The 20,824-nt window shown below is 43.9% G+C and carries 18 protein-coding genes; 10 read left to right on the top strand and 8 right to left on the bottom strand.

Annotated features, from left to right (window positions below):
• Positions 1-9: 9 nt before the first annotated feature.
• Together JMX03_RS02315 and JMX03_RS02310 are read right to left on the bottom strand one after the other, a co-directional pair.
• Positions 10-1,692 carry an ABC transporter permease family protein gene (locus JMX03_RS02315; protein WP_201594210.1) on the bottom strand — a complete coding sequence of 561 codons (1,683 nt, stop codon included), beginning with the start codon at positions 1,690-1,692 and terminating at the stop codon, positions 10-12.
• 96 nt (positions 1,693-1,788) lie between these two features.
• The gene (locus JMX03_RS02310) at positions 1,789-2,676 is read right to left on the bottom strand and encodes an ABC transporter ATP-binding protein (protein WP_201594208.1); all 888 of its coding nucleotides are present in this window, start codon (positions 2,674-2,676) and stop codon (positions 1,789-1,791) included.
• 745 nt (positions 2,677-3,421) lie between these two features.
• Here JMX03_RS02310 and nhaA point away from each other — a divergent pair.
• From nhaA to JMX03_RS02295, 3 genes are all read left to right on the top strand, one after another.
• Positions 3,422-4,627 (top strand): Na+/H+ antiporter NhaA, encoded by a 1,206-nt coding sequence (nhaA, locus tag JMX03_RS02305; RefSeq protein WP_201575700.1) that lies wholly within the window; start codon positions 3,422-3,424, stop codon positions 4,625-4,627.
• Between the two features lie 68 nt (positions 4,628-4,695).
• Positions 4,696-5,274, top strand: a complete 579-nt coding sequence (locus JMX03_RS02300; RefSeq protein ID WP_201594206.1) for a DUF2799 domain-containing protein — start codon at positions 4,696-4,698, stop codon at positions 5,272-5,274.
• 105 nt (positions 5,275-5,379) lie between these two features.
• Positions 5,380-6,729: an oxygenase MpaB family protein gene (locus JMX03_RS02295; protein ID WP_201594204.1), complete on the top strand. Its 1,350-nt coding sequence runs from the start codon at positions 5,380-5,382 to the stop codon at positions 6,727-6,729.
• 47 nt (positions 6,730-6,776) lie between these two features.
• On the opposite strand, the gene JMX03_RS02290 is transcribed toward JMX03_RS02295, so the two are convergent.
• Positions 6,777-7,523, bottom strand: a complete 747-nt coding sequence (locus tag JMX03_RS02290) for an NUDIX hydrolase (RefSeq protein WP_201575703.1) — start codon at positions 7,521-7,523, stop codon at positions 6,777-6,779.
• Positions 7,524-8,064: 541 nt separating this feature from the next.
• Here JMX03_RS02290 and JMX03_RS02285 point away from each other — a divergent pair.
• Positions 8,065-8,628: an NUDIX hydrolase gene (locus tag JMX03_RS02285; protein ID WP_201575705.1), complete on the top strand. Its 564-nt coding sequence runs from the start codon at positions 8,065-8,067 to the stop codon at positions 8,626-8,628.
• 163 nt (positions 8,629-8,791) lie between these two features.
• On the opposite strand, the gene JMX03_RS02280 is transcribed toward JMX03_RS02285, so the two are convergent.
• Positions 8,792-10,156, bottom strand: coding sequence for a serpin family protein (locus tag JMX03_RS02280; RefSeq protein WP_201594202.1), 1,365 nt, complete (start codon positions 10,154-10,156; stop codon positions 8,792-8,794).
• A gap of 229 nt (positions 10,157-10,385) precedes the next feature.
• Positions 10,386-13,457 carry an insulinase family protein gene (locus tag JMX03_RS02275; RefSeq protein ID WP_201594200.1) on the bottom strand — a complete coding sequence of 1,024 codons (3,072 nt, stop codon included), beginning with the start codon at positions 13,455-13,457 and terminating at the stop codon, positions 10,386-10,388.
• Between the two features lie 240 nt (positions 13,458-13,697).
• Here JMX03_RS02275 and JMX03_RS02270 point away from each other — a divergent pair, with 240 nt between their 5' ends.
• From JMX03_RS02270 to JMX03_RS02255, 4 genes are all read left to right on the top strand, one after another.
• Complete coding sequence (locus tag JMX03_RS02270; protein ID WP_201594198.1) at positions 13,698-14,159, top strand: universal stress protein; 462 nt, start codon at positions 13,698-13,700, stop codon at positions 14,157-14,159.
• Positions 14,160-14,238: 79 nt separating this feature from the next.
• The gene (locus JMX03_RS02265) at positions 14,239-14,700 is read left to right on the top strand and encodes a universal stress protein (RefSeq protein WP_201575714.1); all 462 of its coding nucleotides are present in this window, start codon (positions 14,239-14,241) and stop codon (positions 14,698-14,700) included.
• A gap of 297 nt (positions 14,701-14,997) precedes the next feature.
• Positions 14,998-15,459, top strand: a complete 462-nt coding sequence (locus JMX03_RS02260; protein ID WP_201575716.1) for a universal stress protein — start codon at positions 14,998-15,000, stop codon at positions 15,457-15,459.
• 41 nt (positions 15,460-15,500) lie between these two features.
• Positions 15,501-15,962, top strand: a complete 462-nt coding sequence (locus tag JMX03_RS02255) for a universal stress protein (RefSeq protein ID WP_201575718.1) — start codon at positions 15,501-15,503, stop codon at positions 15,960-15,962.
• A 146-nt stretch (positions 15,963-16,108) separates the two neighbouring features.
• Here JMX03_RS02255 and JMX03_RS02250 read toward each other — a convergent pair whose 3' ends face one another.
• Entirely contained in the window at positions 16,109-17,044 is a 936-nt protein-coding gene (locus JMX03_RS02250; RefSeq protein ID WP_201594196.1) for a LysR substrate-binding domain-containing protein, read from the bottom strand.
• A 183-nt stretch (positions 17,045-17,227) separates the two neighbouring features.
• Between JMX03_RS02250 and JMX03_RS02245 the strand changes: the two genes are divergently transcribed.
• Positions 17,228-18,316 carry a YeiH family protein gene (locus tag JMX03_RS02245; protein ID WP_201594194.1) on the top strand — a complete coding sequence of 363 codons (1,089 nt, stop codon included), beginning with the start codon at positions 17,228-17,230 and terminating at the stop codon, positions 18,314-18,316.
• A gap of 167 nt (positions 18,317-18,483) precedes the next feature.
• Here the strand turns inward: JMX03_RS02245 and cspE are convergent, their stop codons facing one another.
• Both cspE and JMX03_RS02235 read right to left on the bottom strand, forming a co-directional pair.
• On the bottom strand, positions 18,484-18,693 hold the full coding sequence (cspE, locus tag JMX03_RS02240; RefSeq protein WP_068403593.1) for a transcription antiterminator/RNA stability regulator CspE: 210 nt from the start codon (positions 18,691-18,693) through the stop codon (positions 18,484-18,486).
• Positions 18,694-18,976: 283 nt separating this feature from the next.
• Positions 18,977-19,399 carry a YbaN family protein gene (locus JMX03_RS02235; RefSeq protein ID WP_201594192.1) on the bottom strand — a complete coding sequence of 141 codons (423 nt, stop codon included), beginning with the start codon at positions 19,397-19,399 and terminating at the stop codon, positions 18,977-18,979.
• Positions 19,400-19,781: 382 nt separating this feature from the next.
• On the opposite strand from JMX03_RS02235, the gene hslO reads away from it, so the two are divergent.
• Positions 19,782-20,750 (top strand): Hsp33 family molecular chaperone HslO, encoded by a 969-nt coding sequence (gene hslO / locus JMX03_RS02230; RefSeq protein ID WP_201575725.1) that lies wholly within the window; start codon positions 19,782-19,784, stop codon positions 20,748-20,750.
• Positions 20,751-20,824: the final 74 nt, after the last annotated feature.

Here is a 20,824-nt window from a genome sequence, read left to right as displayed (position 1 = left end):
TTGATCTGCTCATGCTGTCGTTGGCACAACAAGTGTCTCGTCTTTTACTTTGGTGGTGCCGTAAAGGCGTTTACTATATAAATGACGAATAATGGCAAACAGAAGTAACGCGCAGATATTGGTGATCAGTATCATAAGGGATAAGATGAAAATCTCATCAAAACGCGCAAAATGCTGTAACTCTACAATCTTGGTGGTGAGCACCATGGTTTTTGCACCAGAAATAAAAATAACTGCGCTAATCGTCACCATGGCACTGATAAAGTAGAATGACGCGACTTCAATTAAGGTAAACAATGAGTTCGGAATCACAATTCGTATCAGAGACTTAACCCATGAGTCGCCCAATAGACTAGCAGTCGTCTCCCAGCCTAAGTTCATTTTAGATAGCGCGTTTTTGCTCATCAGATAAGGCGTCGCAAAGTAATGAATTATGTTGCTTATTACGATAATAAAGATGGTATTGGCAACAGCAGATCCAGAAAACACCATGAGATACGCGATACCCACGACCATCCCTGGCACGGTGTTGGTCACCAGAGCTGAGCTCTCTATACTGAATTTTCCGATTTTGAATAAACCAGAGCGCTCGCACAATAACGCTGAAAAATAAGTGATTAAAGTACCAAAGACAGCTGTCAACACCGCGACGATGAGTGAGTTTTGGTAGACCCGCATTAGATTGGTAGAGGCTAAAACCTTGCTGACCGTCTCAGTGCTAAATTGCATTTGATAAGGCCATGTTTTTATCCATGGAATGATAAATATCACCGCAAACACAGTGAGTAAGCAAAACAAGATAGTGCTGGATAAAATGGCTAACGCTCTGTCTTTAACTTTCGAGGTAGGTAAATCGATACTTTCAACTGTGTTGTAACGGATATTAAAACGAGCGACATACCACAGCAGACCAATACTCAGTACGGAAGGAATGAGCATAAACAGCGCGACCACTGCGCCTTTTTCAAACGAAGGCGACGCACCTAATATCTGTGTGTATAGTTCAATAGCGATGACTTTATACTCGCCGCCAATAGAGGCTGGTATCCCAAAGTCAGTGAAGGCTAAAAAGAAGCATTGAATCATGGCCGCGGCAAAGGTACCAATCAAAGGACGAATCACCGTCATATCGAACTGGCGCAGATGGGAGTCGCCCATCAATTCTGAGACAATGACGAATTTTTTGTCTAAATATTGAAAGGTATTATTGAGTAATAAAAAGGCAATGGGCAAAGTATAGATGGTGTAGCCAAGCCACATCCCTTGAAAGCCATATATGTTCTCAAATAGCTGAAAGCCCAGTATTTGTGTCAGCAAGCCTTGCTTACCAAAGGTATAGATAATGGCAAAACCGTAAGTCACCGTTGGCAATAGCATGGGGAATAATGCCGCGATTTTAATGACTTTTTTGAAGCTTTTAGGCAAATTGGTCCAATGTACGGTATAAGCTAAAATAAAAGCGAGCATTGTGGCGCTCAGCGCGCTCACCGTCGCCACAACAAAACTATTGATCATCACCTGTTGAAAGTCGTTACTACTAACGATACTCGTATAGTTATCTAAGCCAAACCCATCGCTGGTATTCAAGGATAACGCCAACACCTTTCCTAATGGTACAAACAGAAAGGCGATGAATAAAATCGTCACAAATAGCCAAATGGCTTTTGCTTGGGGTGGATTACTAAGCTTCATAAACGTCCAAAACAATTAAATGGTCAGGTTTTTACTGAATGACCTCTATAATCAGTATCTCAGTTGCCGACTCAGTCACTGTCAGCTTCTATAAAATCAGCCTTTCACAGTACCTTTTGACTTTTGCTTATTATGGACAGCGATGGCTTTAGAGTCAGCATGACGAGGGCCAATATCAGCCTCATGCTGTCCATAGCTTTGGGTTTGAGTGTATTTACTTAGTGGATCAACTTGAGAGGTGTCCCCTGCAAATAAACTTAAGATATTGCGACGTTTGATATTGAGCTGATTCAGAATGAAATTTGTGACGAAGTCATTGGCAGGATTACCTATGATCTCAGTTGGCTTATCAAATTGTGCGATTTTGCCATCTGATAGTAGTAGGATGCGATCAGATAAGGTCATGGCCTCTTCTGGGTCGTGAGTGACGATCAAGGTGGTTAGCTGATAACGGACAGCAATCTCACGGATACGCTGTTTAACGGTTTCTTTGATCACACCGTCTAGAGCAGATAATGGCTCATCTAACAGTAATATTTTGGGCTTCATAACTAAAGTACGAGCCAACGCCACACGTTGCTTTTGACCGCCAGACAGCTGATGAATGCGCTTATTTAGATGGGCTTTAATATCGAGCAAGTCGACCAGCTCATCGACTTCTTTTTGGGTGCTGATATTCGGGTTATTACGTAGACCGTATTCGATGTTTTGTTTGACATTAAGATTTGGGAATAAAGCATAGTCCTGAAAGACAATATTAAACCCTCTTTGTCTCATAGGAACACGAGTAATATCCTCACCGTTATACGCCAACCGGCCACCATTGATATCCGTTAAACCTAGAATGATATGCAATAACGTCGTTTTCCCGCAGCCAGATGGCCCTAATATTGAGACTATTTCACCCTTGTTAATTTTGAGTGAAAGATCTTCAAAGATAACTTTGTCGTCATATTTCTTGGTAACCTGCCTAAGCTCTAACATATCAACTCACCTAATCGCCTATAATTAATCATTTAATTACTTATCTTGCGTAGGTCAGCAGTGTATCTATTAGATATTACATTTCCGTTAAGGATATATGACAATACAATGACTGTCGTCTCGCCATGAAAACGCATAAACAGTATCGGAAACCGTTTGATAGCAAAAAAGGTATTTGAAGGAAGGTTGTTTAAGAGTAGTACAGAGATAAGTGAAGTTATTTAAAAAGAGCAGTTAGAGTCGATTTGATGATAAAAAACCAATCAGCGTCAATAGCTGATATATGAATAAAAAAGGGTGGAAACAAAAATTTCAAACGATAAAAAGCCAAAAACCTATTAAAGTCTGTTAAATTTAGCAAAGTTGCATGCTCACCATTCAGTGAACACTATCATGTGACGATTATATATTCTATGATGCTAGTAAGCTGTTCTAAAATATATAACATATCAATGGCGATTATCAGTCGCTATGATAAGATAAAACACCTGACAGTAATAATAGAGCCTTCAAGGAAGAAGGCATCTCGACCATAGCCTAGCAGTTGGTCGCCAAAGTGCTATCAGCCATATCATGAAGCCTTATCGTGTTATTCATATGAGTAACAGGCGGATAGAAACGGTTTGATGCATTTTATTTTTTATATTGATCAGATTATGAGAAACTGAGGCAGTCTGTTGTTATCGTGATGATGCGTTAAAGCAGTCGCTCGAGTTTACCGTGTATTTAGTAAATAAGGATAAATATGGCAATGCGACGAATTAAAGCATTTTTTGACCTCGAGGCATCTGGCGGTATCGTCTTAGCACTGGCTGCCATTGCTGCAATGATTATTGCCAATACCCCACTCAATACTTGGTATGCAGGTTTTATTCACGCCCCTGTTGTTATTCAAGTCGGTGATTTTGTACTTGCTAAAGATGCGCAGCATTGGATCAATGATGGTCTGATGGCGGTTTTCTTTTTTTTGGTCGGTCTTGAGCTCAAGCGTGAGGTTTTGATTGGTGAGCTATCCAATATTAAGCAAATCATTCTCCCTGCCGGCGCGGCTGTCGGTGGTATGATTGCACCCGCCATTGTTTACTTGCTTTTTAACTATCATGAGCCTTCCTACCTCAAAGGTTGGGCTATTCCAGCAGCAACGGACATTGCCTTTGCGCTCGGTATTTTGAGTCTGCTCGGCAATCGCGTACCAAACGCTTTGAAAGTATTCTTAGTCTCCATTGCTATCTTTGATGATATTGGCGCCATTGTCATCATTGCCTTGTTTTATACCAGTGATCTATCTCTGTTCTCATTGGCGGTAGCTGCAATTTGCTTGCCGATTCTATATGCGCTAAATCGCCGTAATGTTACCAGTATCACCCCCTATTTATTGGTCGGTATCATCATGTGGCTTGCCGTGCTGCAATCTGGCGTGCATGCGACTTTGGCGGGTGTGGTCTTGGCATTATTCATACCGCTGTTCGACCGTACTGACCCTGAGCACTCTCCACTAGAAGAGCTGGAGCATGACCTACAAGACACTGTCTCCTATGGTATTTTGCCGCTATTTGCGTTTGCCAACGCTGGTATATCGCTCAAGGGTGCAGGTTTCGCTGAGCTATTCCACTCAGTACCGCTTGGTATTGCCGCTGGATTGTTCATTGGAAAGCAAATAGGCATTATGTTTATGTGCTGGTTGATTTTCAAAATGGGTATCTCAACCATGCCAAGAGGCATGAACTTTAAGCAGATTTATGGCGCAGCCTTACTGTGCGGTGTTGGTTTTACCATGAGCTTATTCATTGGTGGCTTGGCATTTGCTGGCGATACGCCACTATTTGATGAGCGTCTCGGTATTATCATGGGTTCAATCGTCTCTGGTGTGGCTGGTTATCTGTTGCTCAAAGCGACGCTAAAAGAAGATGTCAGCGGCACTTCAGTAGATTTAACTCGCACACCCTCATGATGCACTGAGCGCTTTGTCGCTCACTGCTACTTAGTTCAGAATGTTTTGAGTTGCTAAAGGAGAGAACAATGTTACGATTTGCATTAAGCGTAACGGCTCTTAGTAGCATTTATCTACTGTCAGGCTGTGCGACCTTATCGAAAGAGGAGTGCATGGTCGGCGATTGGCAGACGATTGGCTACAATGACGGTGTGGCAGGCTACCATTCAGAGCGACTCGCATCCCATGCCAAAGCTTGTGCAAAAGCCAGTATTGCACCTGATTATCAGGCATGGGAGCGCGGTCGTCAGCTTGGTCTCAAGCAGTATTGCACGGCCAGTAACGCTTATAACCTTGGTAGACGTGGGCGTAAACTAAACAATGTCTGTCCGATAGCGGTGGTAAACACCCTACAAAAGGCCAATCAACGTGGCCTAGATTACTATTCTTTAGAACGTCAAATAGAGGAAGATAATCGGCTGCTAGATGAATATCAGAATGAATTTGATAAGCTCGAAAATGGTGAGATACTAGACTTTGCTAATGAAAAAGAGGCACGCGCGCGATTACTACATTTATCGTCAGAGCTGCGAAAAGTGACACACCGTATCACTAATACGCAGAGACAACTCAACTCATTCAACCAGATGAGGAGGCCTTATGACTGATCTGTTACAAGCAGTTCTATTGTACAAATCTGTTATAAAAAAATGAAAAACGATTAACGATACGGTCAGTTTGATAAAGCCTAATCATGAGAGTACTTGATACATATGGACAAGAACAACACCAATCCCGCAAGTATTTTGACTGAAAACCAGCGCCGACAATCGACAGCATCTTATCAGCGCCATGGACGTACCACCGCTATTGACGATCATAGCGACCTGCAGGTTTTAAGACGTATTAAGCGTTACTTATTACCAAAAGACTTTACCATCTCGCAGGATTTATTACATGAGATGGTCGCGGGTTACGATATTGGCGATCCGCTGGCAGATGCGTTAGCCACTGATGGTATCCGTTTTGCAAAGCCCTTACAGCAAATCATTAGCAGCGGCAGCCATAACGTTGGCAATGATATTATCTCCAACCCGTCCTTTAGCACACTCACTGAGCAATTTAGCAGCCACCCTGATTGGTTTGATCCCAAGCTTGCGGAGGTCGGCGCTATCGCATACCGCCGTTATCCCCTTATGCTGATTTGGCTACTGCGCAATGTCGCATTGATGGCTGGCTACAGCATTCCTGCCCTATCCTTGCCTCTGATTCAAACTGGCGCACTGACAAATGACGCTCTACCACGTCTGATGCGTACCTATGCTTATATTTTAGCGGTCTCTGAGCATCCACAGTCCAATATGAGCGCGCGCAATGATCGCAAACCTATTGACCAAGTACTAGACATCGGCTCTGAAGGTTGGCGGCAGTCTATCAGAGTTCGCCAAATCCATACCTTGGTACGTCAGAATTTACTCAAGGGTAAGCTGACGGGTGCTGCAGGTCTCATTCCTGAAGCGGCTCAGCATCATAACCCTGATGGCAGTTGGAATAGGGATTACTGGGGTGTACCAATTAACCAGACGGATATGATTGCCACGCATTTACAGTTTTCCTTACTCATCATGCGCGGGCTACAATTACTAGGCGCACGTATTAGCAAAGAAGAAGCGCAAGGCATCTTACATCTATGGAATCTGGCGAGCTACTGGATGGGGGTTGATTTAAACCGCTTACCGAAAGATGAGGCTGCCTGCTGGGAATGGCTATATACTTATCTATCTATTCAGCAACTTGACTTTAAGATGGGGCGGCCACTGGCCAAAGCCCTACACGATTTGCCGCGCCAGCTAATGGGTGAGGATAATCGCCGCGGGCGTTTCGTTGAGATGGTTAATGCCAGCGTGACACGTACCCTAGTCGGTGACGATGTTGGCGATGGGCTAGAATTACCCAAGTCAAAAATACGCTTTGGTGTCCTGTCTTCAGTGCCTATCTTATTTACCCTTGATACCGCACGCCAGCACAATCAGACCGTTGCTGATAAGTTAGAAGCGTTCCGTGCCAAGCGTCAGGACAATATGAACTGGTGGCTAAAGCGAAATGATGAGTATTATAAATAGTCAGCATAAATCTTTAGAGTACTGTCTGTTTTAGACGCTAGTGCCATCTAGCGTAATAGGTCATGCTGATCTTTTATGTGATAATACCATTCAAGCTGTCGATCAAAGCCAGTTTCTAGCAGATTAGCGATGACTCGCCCTGTCAAACCCCAGACCGTCTCACCATCCACTTGCCAGCTGGGCGTCAGCAGAGTTGCAGTCTGATCTAGCATTTTATATTCGACTGAATACTCTACCGTCGGCTGAGTCAGTAGCGCTTCAAAGTCTGCCCAAAAGATACGTGATATCTCGCCAATCTCAGGCACCAATACCAAATCTGGCGCGATGAGTGCCACAATTGGACGGACACTCATGCCACTTTTAGATATCTGAATAGGCAGCTGACCGAGCAATTGTACTTTATTCGGCGGTAGTGCTGTTTCCTCACAAGCCTCGCGCAAAGCAGTAATGACGTTACTGCCATCACCAATGTCGTATTTACCGCCTGCACAAGAGACCTCCCCTGCATGACTGGTCATATGTGCAGCGCGGCGCGTCAACAACAGCTTAGGATGGCGCTCATGGGTAATAGCAACCAATATTGACGCATCCGCAATCGGTGTTTGATATAAGCTGTCTAAAACGCGAGCACTGCGGGAAGTATCAGTAAAATCAGGCGTCGCTGGGATTTTTAGCTCATTTAATGTTTCATTCTGCACCCGTTCAGCCAGCTGTCTGAGTGTCGGATGACGAATAAGTTTTGGTAACGCAACTGAAAACTCATCAAAACGTACAGAAGGCTGAAATACCGTCATTATTCTTACCCTATTATTTTGCTTTATTAACTAGGGTCTGTTGAACATTCAAATGTGGTACTGGCAGTGGCTATTTTTTAGGCAATACGCAGTGAAATTTTTGACGCCTAGTTATTCTAGGTTAGATAATTTCGCCATGTATTGGCAAAAAACAGCCTTGCCCCGAAGGGCTGATGCTAAAATCACCCCAAACGGTGTTGCAAACCTAGCTAAGGTCTCGACATTATCGTCGGTTTGCGCCTAGTTTGGTGCGATTTTAGCATCAGCAGCCCTAATATTTGAATGTTCAACAGACCCTATATGGCTATGAGTCATATTACCATGCAATGTGCTTTAGGATACTGACTTGCTAGGCTAGTTGAACCCGTCACCTATGCTATGTTATTTATCGTATTGACATTGTTTGGGTGCACTCTATGTCGTTTGTTACCAGCAAATGAGGTGTTGATGTTATCAACGCTCAGCTTTGGGCTATTTTATGGTATCTTAAGACAAATATTTCGAATTAGCTTTTTTACGTCATCAAAATAAGGCAGTTAATATGCGCTATTGCTTACAATGCGGTCATGAAGCTGAACGCAAAATCCCACCCACTGATAATATACCGCGTTTGGTCTGTCCCAATTGCAGCTATATTCATTATGAAAATCCAAAAGTGATCTGTGGCTCTTTGGTAGTGCATAAAGGCAGAGTGCTGTTGTGTCGCCGTGCCATCGAACCTCAGTATGGCTTATGGACCATACCAGCAGGCTTTATGGAAAACGGTGAGACCATGGCGGAAGGCGCTGCACGCGAGTGCTTTGAAGAAGCTGATGCCGTGGCGCTCAATCCACATTTGTACTGCATTTATGATCTACCAGCTATCGGACAGATCTACAGCATTTATTTGACTGACTTAAAAGATGGCGCTTATGGCATCGGCGCTGAAAGCCTGGACTGTGCGCTATTTAGTGAAGAGGATATCCCGTGGGATAAGCTTGCCTTTGAAGCCGTACGCCGCACATTGACCAGTTATTTTGCTGATCGCAAGCAGTTCGATACCTTAGCCGACTTTCCTATTCATCAGGATACAATCGGTAAAGATCTGAGTATTAAGCGTTATTAGACTCATGAGCTTGTATGTCGCTGAGCAAATGCTTGATAGGCTTAGCAAGTTTGACAAAGTTAATCGTGCTTTTTGGGTTTGCTATTACTACAAAAACACCGCCATTTTGATGCAAAGTGGCGGTGTTTTATTGCTGAAATACGTGTTATTTAGAAATCAATGATTAATCAGAAGTTACTGATGATGCTGGTGGCATCATCATCTTTCCCATAAATAAAACGGTGTTGATCTGTTTGTCATAAATAAAGAAAATAAAAGGATGATCTGCCTTAAACACAACGGGCGCTACTGGCGCTTCTGCTGTAGAAGCGTCTATGACCAACGCCGTTTCTGCTGCCTCTGTACCCATCTCATCGACTTCTATCACGGCTTGATGAATGACCTTATCAAACACCAACTGGGATGACGAGCTGAACATGGAAAAATCTGCTGCTGCTAAAAATGCGGTTGGCATTCCCATTGAACCCAATACTTCAGCTAACTCATAGTTCATATTCAGCTTAAACTTAGGCAAATATAAATCTACGTTTTTATAATCGAACTGATCTCGCCACGCTCTGACTTTATCAGCGGTTAACGATGCGCTGAGTCGCTCCATACTTGACTTATCTGTAGCCTTCGGCAGTACAACCATCATAGACAATGAGTCGCCTTTATATGGTAACTCAATGACTTGCGCGTGCTGATCCTCAGTATAATTAAAAGTATTATTTTGATACATCATATCGACAGTAGGCACGGAGGCCTTATCATGAGACGACTCAAAAACATGAAAAGGCTCAGGTTTAGTGCTTTCTGCAAAAAACTCATTGGCCCATGTGCCTTTGAAATATAGGGCATTGGTCAGAATATTGCGCGTACTTTCGTTGACTGCACTATCAGATAGCAGCTCTGGTATACGAGCATTGGTCTGTTCACTAATCGCTTTGTTAATGGTCTGCCGTGCTGATGCTCTATCTTTAATAAAATCTACAGGCGTCACTTGAGCACCCAAGTAACGCGTAACCGTCTCTAAATAGTCTTTTGTGGGTGACAACTCTTGTTGTACCCATAACTTATTGCTACTGGCCAGACTATAATCTGGGTTAGGACGATTCAGCTGATTATAGATAGCCGCTGTATTTGGTAGCATTTCTTCCATTGGCGGATAAAAAAAGACCTCTTTAATCTCCTCATAAGTTTGACCTTGTGCAGCTGCATAACCAAGCATCATCGCTGACGATAAGCCATAAGGAGAAAAAAGTAAATTATCATCATTCTGAGAAAGTTTTTGATACATGTTAAATGCAAAGTCATTATTAGCAGCTACGATGCGCTCAACACCTGCAGCAGTCGCTCCTACATCATCTGACGGCACAAACTCTTGTTTAAAATAACGGGATAATGCTTTTTGTGCAGCCAAAATATCCTGCTCTATCGTCATCTCTGCATTATTAGAGGGTAAAGTTGATGTCTGCTTATCGCAGCCGCTAAGCGCTAGTGCTAATACCAACAGTCCTAACCATTGCGATTTTTTAGAAAAAACCATGATCCTCTCTTTGCGTTTTTATTAAAGCATTAGGCGACTGACACCGTACTAAGTGACTGTCTTACAGAACTCTGCAGATACCATAGTCTATAGTAAGCAGCCAAGCGAATAAAGACAGACATATCCTAACAAAATAATAAATTATTGAGCACTAATATAAAAGCAGACAATACCTAAGTATTATCTGCTTATTTATCTATGAATACTAACGTTTAACTAAAAAACACTACTAACTTTTGATTTTGCACACTTCAAAGCCTAGGTTTTTAATGTCCTCTTCTTTATCGTATGGCGCAAGTACTGCACGCACATGCTTCTGACCCTGCAGATACTGTTTCGCGACGCGCTGCAAGTCATCGATAGTGACTTCTAAGATAGCCGCACGCATTTTGCGCTGCCAGTCTGCGCCGCGTTGATGCAAGTCAGCAAAGCACGCTTTGACCGCCTCACCTGCTGGCGAACCTGGCTTGTCCATACCTGAGATGATACCCAAGATGGCTTCTTCTAATTGCTCAGCAGTTTGTGGCTCATTGAGCAACCACTCGATGCTGGCCTCGAAGTGCTCAAAGGTCTCAGCACAGTGCGGATCGCGGTAGCTAAAGAACTTAAACGCACAGGCATTGGCATCGTAACCCGCACCGCCACCATAAGCACCGCCGCGCTCACGAATGGCACTGTGCAAGTAGCCATTACGTAAGTAAGGCGCTAAAACCATCAACGCTGCGGTATCAGGGTGGTCTGCAGCAGGAGCCGAGTACACACTGGCATTATGATAGACATTGGTCGCAACCAGCCAAGCTAAGTCAGCAACGTCTATCGCGGCGCCACTTGCAGTAGCTTGGTCAGTAGCGCTTTCCCCATCTAAGGCTGGGTCTAAAGTCAGACTAACAAACTCGCTTGGAATACCATCTTCAATATTGATATCTGCTGTTCTGACTGCCAGTTCTGACGCACGGCTGTCTTTCCAGCTCTTGACGATTAAATCACTTAAGCGCTCTGTTTGCTCAGCTTCACAAATGATCAGTGCGTGTTTAGGCAAGCTGATTATGTGCTGATGTAGCTCCATCAGGCTGGTTGCTAGCTTGTCCCACTGCGCATCATCTTGACTGGCATGAGAGAGGAAGTCTTTGAGCGCATTGAGCGCTGGCAAGCCACTACGCACATATTCTAGATGCGACTGGCGACTCATACCGCGACTGGCGGTTTGCATGGCATAAGCATGCCCTGCACTTGCCAGACGTGACTGCCATGCTGCTTGGCGCTGCTGCAAGATTTCTTTGATACGATCATGCTCAGTGAAGACGCTATGCTCCATCACCTCTTTGAGCAAATCAATCGCCTCTACTTTGCGGTTCAACGCCCGCGTCGCCATGACAAAATAGCTACTAATAGCTTGGTTATTCTCAATACTGGTACGCTGACTAATACGTGCCGTCACGCCTGATGAATGCGCTGCCTGCTTGGCTTGCAGCTCATAAGCCGTTAATGAGTCTGTCCCTAGCTCTGACAGTAGGCTCAAATAAATTGGCAATAACGGATGGTTGATCACTTCATTCGCTGGTAGCTCCTCTGCATTACCGTCACCAATCGTATCGGTTAATGGCACGATGATTTGATAATAATACAAACCATTAGTGCCTGCTTCGTATTCAAACAACGTACTGTCTTGACCTGCCAAATTGATCTGTTTTTGCGAGCCTTGTTTGAAGCTAATATCAGTCGGCACATCTTCCAAACCCACCTTAGGCAACAGGCTCAAGTCGTCTGGGGCTGCTTGGCGTGCCGCCAGATCTAGCGCTTGCTTACGTAAGATGTCTTTATCATCAGCGGTTAGGTTCATCGCGATGGTATCCAAACGCGTCTGCTCAGCGGCAGCAAGGCGTGCTGACTTTTCGCTATCAGGCGTCAATGTCAAACGTACGCGGTGGGTATTTTCTAGTAAGTGCTTTTTGATTAAATTGGGCAGCCACTGCGGGTCGACGACTTGCTCACGTAGCCAAGCTAAATGCTCATCAACCTCCCAGATATCGAGAGGGTTACCATCATGTATCGCCGTACTAAAACCCTCTAACATCAAGTTCAGACCATAAGGAATGCTATCACCGCCGATATGACGTTGATCAATCTCAATCTGATGCAAGATAGTCTCGATGGTTTCATCATCAATCGGTGTACTGGCAACTTGCGCCAGCAAGTCCATAATGCCCTGCTCTACCGCTTCGGCATGCTCAGGGTTTGAGCCTCGTAGACCCGTATAAAACACCATCTCATAATGGCTATCATCAAGCCCTAATAGGGGGCTTGGCGCTTTGCCCAGCGGATGACTGTCAAGATAAGCACGTAGTGGTGAGCCTGCATGCTCTATCAACACTCCTTCAAGCAAACGCAGTGCCAGACGCTGCTTTGGATCAGTGATGGATGGTAACAACCAAGCAACCACGTGATGGGTTTGATCAGGACCCGCTTCGTCAGCGGTATAAGTATCCGTGGCACTGATCGGTGCAGATAAACGCTGCTCTGGACGCGAGACATGCTTTTTGCCCGCTTCGAACTGTATTAGCGCATCTTCATGTATCTTCGCTTGAGTCTCGGCAACGGGAATATTACCAAAACTCATAATCACGCTGTTTGACGGATGATAATGGCTTTGATGAAACTCAATCAGCTCAGGATGGGTCAAGTCAGGAATATCAGCAGGATCACCACCAGAGTTATAGTGATAAGTCGTCGTTGGGAACAAATGATGGGCGACAGCATGATAGAGCTGATCAATCTCACCGCTCATTGCCCCTTTCATCTCATTGAACACAATACCCTTAAACTGCGGCTTATCTTCAGCGTCTAGCTCAACGCGGATGCCTTCTTGGGCAAAGTCCAGCGGATGAATATTGGGAAAGAATGCGGCATCCAGATAAACATCGAGCAAGTTAAAATAATCGTTCTTATTTTGTGTTGCATAAGGATAAGCTGTCCAATCAGCGGCAGTCATGGCATTCATAAAGGTATTCAATGAGCGCTTGATCATCGAAAAGAACGGATCACGGACGGGAAACTTCTTGGAGCCACATAATGCCACATGCTCCAAGATATGCGCTTCGCCTTTTGAGTCCATAGGCTGCGTACGAAAGCCAACCAAAAAGGCGTTTTCGTCACTAGGATGCGCCAAATGGTAATGCATCGCACCTGTTTTGACATGCTGGCTGATCAGCACATCCATTGATAACGCCTCAATATGGCGATGCTCAAGTAGCTCAAATGCTGGATGCAGCGTTAAATCAGCGGTAAATGGCGTGTCAGTCATAGTTGTCCTTATCAGTTATTTTTGAATATCAATATGTTTGCCTAATGCGATTAGATGGGGCTAATAGCATGATAAGTCAAGGCAGTGAAGGCGGCTAATGGTATCAATAAAACACAATATTAATAACCAGCAAGTGTCTACTATCTTAACAAAGCTTATCCATAGTGCTACTATGGAGTTATCAGCTATTGTTTTATTTGAATGACTACTTTATACCTTCTCATACACGAGGATTTACTCATGAATTATAAGCACGTTCTATTAGTAACTGACTTACTCTCTGATGCTGATATCGTCGCACAAAGAGCCAAACGAGTTATCCTCGGGTTTCCTGAGGCTAAGCTATCAGTGCTGCATATCGTCGAAGACGACTTAGTACATTTCGGTCGCAAGCCTGTCACTGAGACCACACTGACCGACGATGATCCAAGTGGTAAATGGAAAGAAACAAGAGAAAAGCTTGCCCAATTCATTGAGCGCAATGATCTTAAAACGACACACTCAGAAGTCACTGCAGCGATCTCTAATGATAAAGATATCGTCAAATACTGCCGCGAACAAAACGTTGATTTGTTGATTATTGGCCGCCACGAACGTCAAGGTATCGCTGCATGGCTGATTAAGGCGACGGCAGACAGTATCTTACCCAACGTTCCTTGTGATAGCTTGGTCGTCAAACTGAACGAACCTGTATTAGAGTAGCGCCCCAAAGTGTTTTGACGGTATACGTTCAATCACACTTACTGTTTATTAAAAGGCTGTTTATTAAAAGGATTACCTTATGAGCTACCAACATATTCTACTGGTCACTGACCTATTATCTGATGCAGATATCGTTGCGCAAAGGGCCAAACGTGTCATCGCTGGCTCTCCTGAAGCCAAGCTTTCCGTATTGCATATCGTTGAGGAGGACGTGGCTCGCTTTGGTTATGAGCTGGTACAGGCTTCTAGAATTGCTGATAAAAAAGAAGAAGAGCTTTGGCCTAAAGCTAGGATAAAGCTGGTAGAGTTCCTTGAGCGTAACGAGCTACGAGCAACCAAATCCGAATTAACAGCAGCTATCTCTAGCAGTGAAGGCATCGTGAACTATTGCCGTGAAGAAAATGTCGACTTGTTGGTCATTGGCCGCCATGAACGCCGCGGTATTGCAGCGTGGTTGGTCGGTGCCACTGCCGATAATATATTGCCTAACGTGTCTTGCGATAGCTTGGTCGTCAAGCTTGATAAACCAGTATCACAATAAATAAGAGTGCCATACCACATTCTCAGTTATTTAACTCTATAGTCGATGCGCTTTAAAAAGAACATAGCGCGTTTAAGTTTATGTAAAAGTTTTATTTTCAACTGATTATATTGGCATAGTCTATGCTAATTCGAAAATGGATTAAGGCATATTGCTATAATATAAATTTACATAAAAACTAGGCCAATGTAAAAACAGCTAAAACGCGCTTCATAACTGGTGTATCTCTACAAAGTACACTTAACAGCTATCAGGAGTAGTGTTATAGTTAAGTACATGTAATAAAAGGAGCACCTTATGAGCTACCAACATATTTTACTGGTCACTGATCTATTATCTGATGCAGATATCGTCGCGCAAAGAGCCAAACGTGTCATCGCTGGCTCCCCTGAGGCCAAGCTTTCGGTCCTGCATATTGTCGAAGATGATATGGTGCGTTTTGGCTACGAGCTGGTCCCTGCCTCTAGTCTTTCAGGTGAAAAAGACGGTGAACACTGGCAAGAAGCACGCGCCAAGCTGGCACAGTTTCTTGAGCGTAATGACTTACATGCTACCCAATCAGAAGTCACCGCCGCCATCTCTAATGCTAAAGGCATCATCAACTACTGTGATAAAAATGACGTTGACCTGTTGATTATTGGACGCCACGAGCGCCGTGGTATCGCCGCTTGGTTAGTCGGTGCGACAGCAGATGATATCTTGCCCAATGCCCCGTGCGACAGTCTAGTAGTCAAGCTTGATCACCCTGTAGCAAAGTAGTTTGATAAACGCTAAATGCCATCCGATACGAGGAATATATCATGAGTTACCAACATATCTTACTGGTTACTGACCTATTGGCAGATGCAGATATCGTTGCGCAAAAAGCCAAGCGCATTGTCGACAATCGTCCTGGCTCCAAGCTATCTGTCCTGCATATCGTCAAAGATACCATGGTTGGCTTTGGCTATGAGCTGGTACCCGCCTCTAGTCTTTACGATGAGATTGATGATGTGCGTTGCCAAGAAGCACGCGCCAAGCTTGCTGAGTTTTTGGAGCGCAATCAGTTACAGGCTGTGAAGTCTGAGGTCACAACTGCCATCTCTAGCAGTGAAGGTATCGTTAATTACTGCCATAAGCATGACGTTGACCTATTGGTCATCGGACGCCATGAGCGTCACGGCATCGCCGCTTGGCTCAGCGGAGCGACTGCGGATAATATCCTTCCTAATGTCCCTTGTGACAGCTTGGTGGTGAGACTCGATAAGCCAGTCGCAAAATAAAGATCGCTTAAAGCTATATTAGCTTAAAACTATATTAAACGTTAAGCTGGTTCTGATACCTATTGGTGCAGCAATTAAAAATCGCAGCGTATTTATTTATGCTGCAATTTTTTTATTTAACATCCAATAATATCTAAAGCTTATGTCTAACCGTGCTGAATAATATCTATAAACGTCTGCCAAATTGGGCTTTGGTGACGCGACTTGTGCCAAACTAACCACCACGTTCGCGTTAAATCTATTCCAGCCACTTTGACCTGCACAAGCGTGCCCGCCTCTAACTCCGCTTGAATCACATGCTGCGATAGACAGCCAAGTCCAATATCTGCGCTTACCATGTTTTTTAGAGCTTCTGATTGCTGGATAGCTATGATTGTCTCAGCATCAGGTAGGTGCTGTAGCAGTTGCTCATCAATAATCTGCCGTGTACCCGATCCCGCCTCACGTACGAGTAGTGGCAGCTTTGCTAACTGCTCAACCGTAAGCTGATAGCAGTCACCATCATGGTTATATGCTGCTACCTCAGTTAGCCATTTGCTATCGCGCTTGGCAAACACCATCAAGGTATCGGTACGCCATGCTCGTTGTTCAATGACTTTCATATCTGTTGGCCGTGGCATGCCTTCTACTAAGGCAATGTCGATATTTAACTGTTCAACCTCACTGACCACCTCTTGGGTATTGGCAATATACATATCGACATTTGCATCAGGCAGTGCTTCATATAGCTTGGCAAGCAGTGGTGGCAAAACATAATTGCCTATAGTAGTACTCGCGCCGATATGAATCTGCCCTGCTTGGTACTTATAATAATATTCAAGCGTCAACGATTGCCCCAAGATAGCTTGTGCCTGTACATAAACAGGATGAGCATTAGGGTGTTGGTTCAGTCTGCGCCCTACCCGTTCAAATAATGGCATTTGCAATCTTGCCTCTAGCTCAGTGAGCGCACTACTGACTGCGGACTGTGAGAGATGCAATTCTTCACTGGCGCGACTGGTGCTGCCTGTTTGATAAATACTGACAAAAACTGCCAATTGCTTTAGTGTAATCTTCGGTAGCACCTGTATCGCTTTTTTCATTATTTATAATCACACCTTATTTATAATCACATCTTACGTTGACCGAATAAACATTGGCTTACTAACCTAAAAAATCGATAGTTTGTATCTTATTAATCTGTTTTTATTATAAATTGAGTTGACTTATACTGTCTACTCATAAGCTTATGCTTATTTTGATTATTCTAATAGGATGCGTCTGTCATGCACGCTTTTGCCCAATCAATCAACCATTATGTTCCGAGCAATCGCCACTTAGCAGGGCTAGTCGTGGTACTGATTGGTAGTTTATTTTGCTTATGGCTAAATACCAGCTTGGACACCTGGTCTGATGGACGCATCAAAGGTCTATCGTCTTTAACCTTAGCCATCTTACTCGGTATGCTGCTCGGCAATACAATTTATGCTAATTTCGCTGAGCGCTTAGATGCTGGCGTTGTCTTTGCTAAAGGTCAAGTTTTGCGTTTGGCCATTATGTTTTATGGTTTTAAGCTGACGATGACACAAGTAGCAAGCGTTGGCATGCCAGCGATTATGACGGATGCACTGGTGCTAACCTCGACTTTTTTATTAACCTATTGGCTGGGTACAAAGTGGCTCAAGGTCGATAAGCAAACGACGCTTTTGATTGGTTCAGGCGCCAGTATTTGCGGGGCAGCAGCCGTTATCGCGGCAGAGCCAGTGGTCAAAGCAGAAGCCCATAAAGTTACTATCGCTGTGGCAACGGTAGTGGTCTTTGGCACTATTGCGATGCTGCTCTATCCCTTCTTATATCATCTGGGCTGGCTGCAGCCATGGCTTAATGCCCAACAATACGGTGTCTATACAGGCTCGACCGTACATGAAGTGGCACAAGTCGTGGTCGCAGGCAATGCCATCAGCCCTGAGGTCGGCAATACCGCTGTCGTCACTAAGATGATTCGAGTGATGATGCTGGCGCCATTTTTATTGATACTATCCTTTGCGCTAACCACAGCTAACGATAGCAATAGCAGTGATAAAAAACCATCGCTTGTGGCACGCATCAAACAAGTCAAAGTCCCTTGGTTTGCCTTTATTTTTATTCTTATCGTCGTACTGCACACATGGGTGCCAATGTCTGCTAGCTTTGAGCAGAATATGATCATATTGGATGATGTTTTGTTGACCATGGCCATGTTTGCACTAGGCTTGACCACTCATCTCAGCGCTATTAAGCAAGCTGGGGTCAAACCTCTTATCTTAGCCGCGATGATGTTTGTTTGGCTTATTGTAGGTGGCGGGCTGATTAATATTGGGATTAGCTTTATCTAATAGAAAAAATACTTCGCACTAATTACTCGACTTATAATTTGATTTAAAAATAAGCTCAAGCTTTTAATATCAAGTCTTCAATAATAAATCGCAGAGGAAAAAAAACGAACCCGAAGGTTCGTTTTTTAAACATCTATTTATCTATGTTTCATCTATAAAAGATAAAATTAGATAGCAACGATGTTATGTGCTTGTGGGCCTTTTTGGCCTTGAGTTACAGTGAACTCAACTTCTTGGCCTTCAGCCAAAGTTTTGAAACCTGAACCAGTGATTTCGCTGTAATGAGCAAAAACGTCTGCGCCATTTTCTGGAGCGATGAAACCAAAGCCTTTAGCTTCATTGAACCACTTAACTGTACCTTTTTGAACGTCTGACATAGTCATAACCCTGATATTTAATTTATTTTTGGCCTAATTGGCCGATAACGCTTGCAAATAGCTACTGAACGATAAATATTAAAACGAAGGATTATAACTAATACTACGAGGTAATGATTTGGTGCAGAACTGCTCTTAAGCTTGAGTGCATTATAGGGGGCTAATTGCATTAGCGCAAGTCTTAAATGCTACTTTGTGTAACTAAACAACATTAATCGTCTTTTTAAGCATCTTTTATGGCTATTTAGTGTTCTTAAGTTAATATTTATTCATATAGATCGGGTTAAGCATTGGGCAAGCGAAACAGTATTACTACCACCACACTACAAGCTGCCGCTATCACCCACGCCACCCAAATCATATCAGCAGGCAGTTGATAGAACATCATCGTGGTCGATATGGCCATCATGATGGTTGCCAGCCATTTGGCATAATGCGGCACTGCACGACGCTCTTCCCAGTCACGGACATACTTACCGAAGAACCTATGGTTAATCAGCCAAAAATGAAACCGCCGTGAGCTACGCGCCCAGCACCCTGCTGCCAGTAGTATAAAAGGAGCCGTCGGCATCGCTGGCAGCAGCACGCCAATAATACCAAGTACAAAGAATATCCAGCCAAGCGTCACAAACGTCCAGCGCACTGTTGCGTTACTGGACTGATTGGTCTTTGGTCTATAATAAAAAGACTTTTTGTTTTCGGTCATAGGATGTAGTGGTCGGTAGAGTTTGAATGGCTATAGCTATATAGTGGTGGTTATCAGCTTTATATAGCTATTAAGCATGCAATATCCTTTATAGCCGTGCAAGACTATTTTTGCGATGTTTTGCTATCGATGAGTATGTTTGATTAGTGATTGAGTAATCGTAAAGGAGCATAATTACACTCAATTGCTACTTATTTTTATAAACCAGTGGCAGCTGTCCTAGGTTGTGTCACCTATTAGATCTTGAGAGTAAAAATATAAATGCTTTAATTGATGACGCGTCCACGTTATAGATAGTTAAACTATTTAGGACAGCCGTATTATTGATAAATTGTTAGTAATCCCCATAAAGCTAGCAACTTCTCAATATTAGAAAAGACTTATGACTCAAGCCAATCAAACACCAAACACCCAAACCGTTACTGTCGATAGCGATGTGCGTCAGCGCTTTTTTATTCAAGACTCACCTGTCCGTGGTGATGTGGTACGCCTATCACGTGGCTATGCGACCATCATCGCCCAAAAGCCTTACCCTGAAGCGATTAAACGCTTACTTGGTGAGATGCTGACGGCTGCCAGTTTACTGATCGGTACGGTTAAAATTGATGGTCACCTGTCCATTCAGTTGCAATCCTCAGACAGTAATAGCTTACTGAATTGGGCAGTGGCTGAATGCGACCAAGACGGTATCATTCGTGCGCTTGCCAGCTGGAAAGCGGATACTGATGAGCAAGTACAAGCTTGGGAGAATATGACCAGTGCTGATGAGGCCTTTGCTGAGCTTGGTGAAACCGGTCAGGGTGTGTTATTTATCAACATTCAACCTGCTGGCGGTGAATCCTATCAGGGCATTGTAGAACGCAGCCATGATAATTTGGCCGACTGTTTAGCGCATTATCAAAAGCAATCGGCGCAGATTCCAACGCTGATTAACTTGGCTTCTGATGGTCTACAAGCGGGTGGTATCTTGGTACAGATGCTGCCTCGTACCGCTGAGGAAACTTATGAGGTAGAGCAAAACCAAGATGCTGGTATCGATGACGATTTATGGACGCGTTTGAGCGTTTTGACGCGCACTGTCAAAGCTGAAGAGCTAACCACACTTGATAGCAACGAAATTTTGTATCGTTTATACAATGAAGAAAACGTCGTTGCGCCTGAGCCTGTTGCATTATCCTTTGGCTGTACCTGCTCACGTGAGAAATGCGAGATGGCAATTGAGCAAATCGGTGAAACGGAAGCCTTGGACATCATCGAAGAGCAAGGCGGTACATTCGAGATGGATTGCGGGTTTTGCGGTGAGGTCTATAAATTTAATAAAGACGATGTTGCAACGATATTTGCCGACTAGTCTGAATTTCGTATGAGCAAAAAGCCCTCAAGCCTGATGTTTGAGGGCTTTTTTTATGCAGTGCACTCTATAGT

Source organism: Psychrobacter fulvigenes (genome assembly GCF_904846155.1).
GTDB classification, from domain to species: domain Bacteria; phylum Pseudomonadota; class Gammaproteobacteria; order Pseudomonadales; family Moraxellaceae; genus Psychrobacter; species Psychrobacter fulvigenes.
This window is presented reverse-complemented; position numbering and strand designations above follow the sequence as displayed.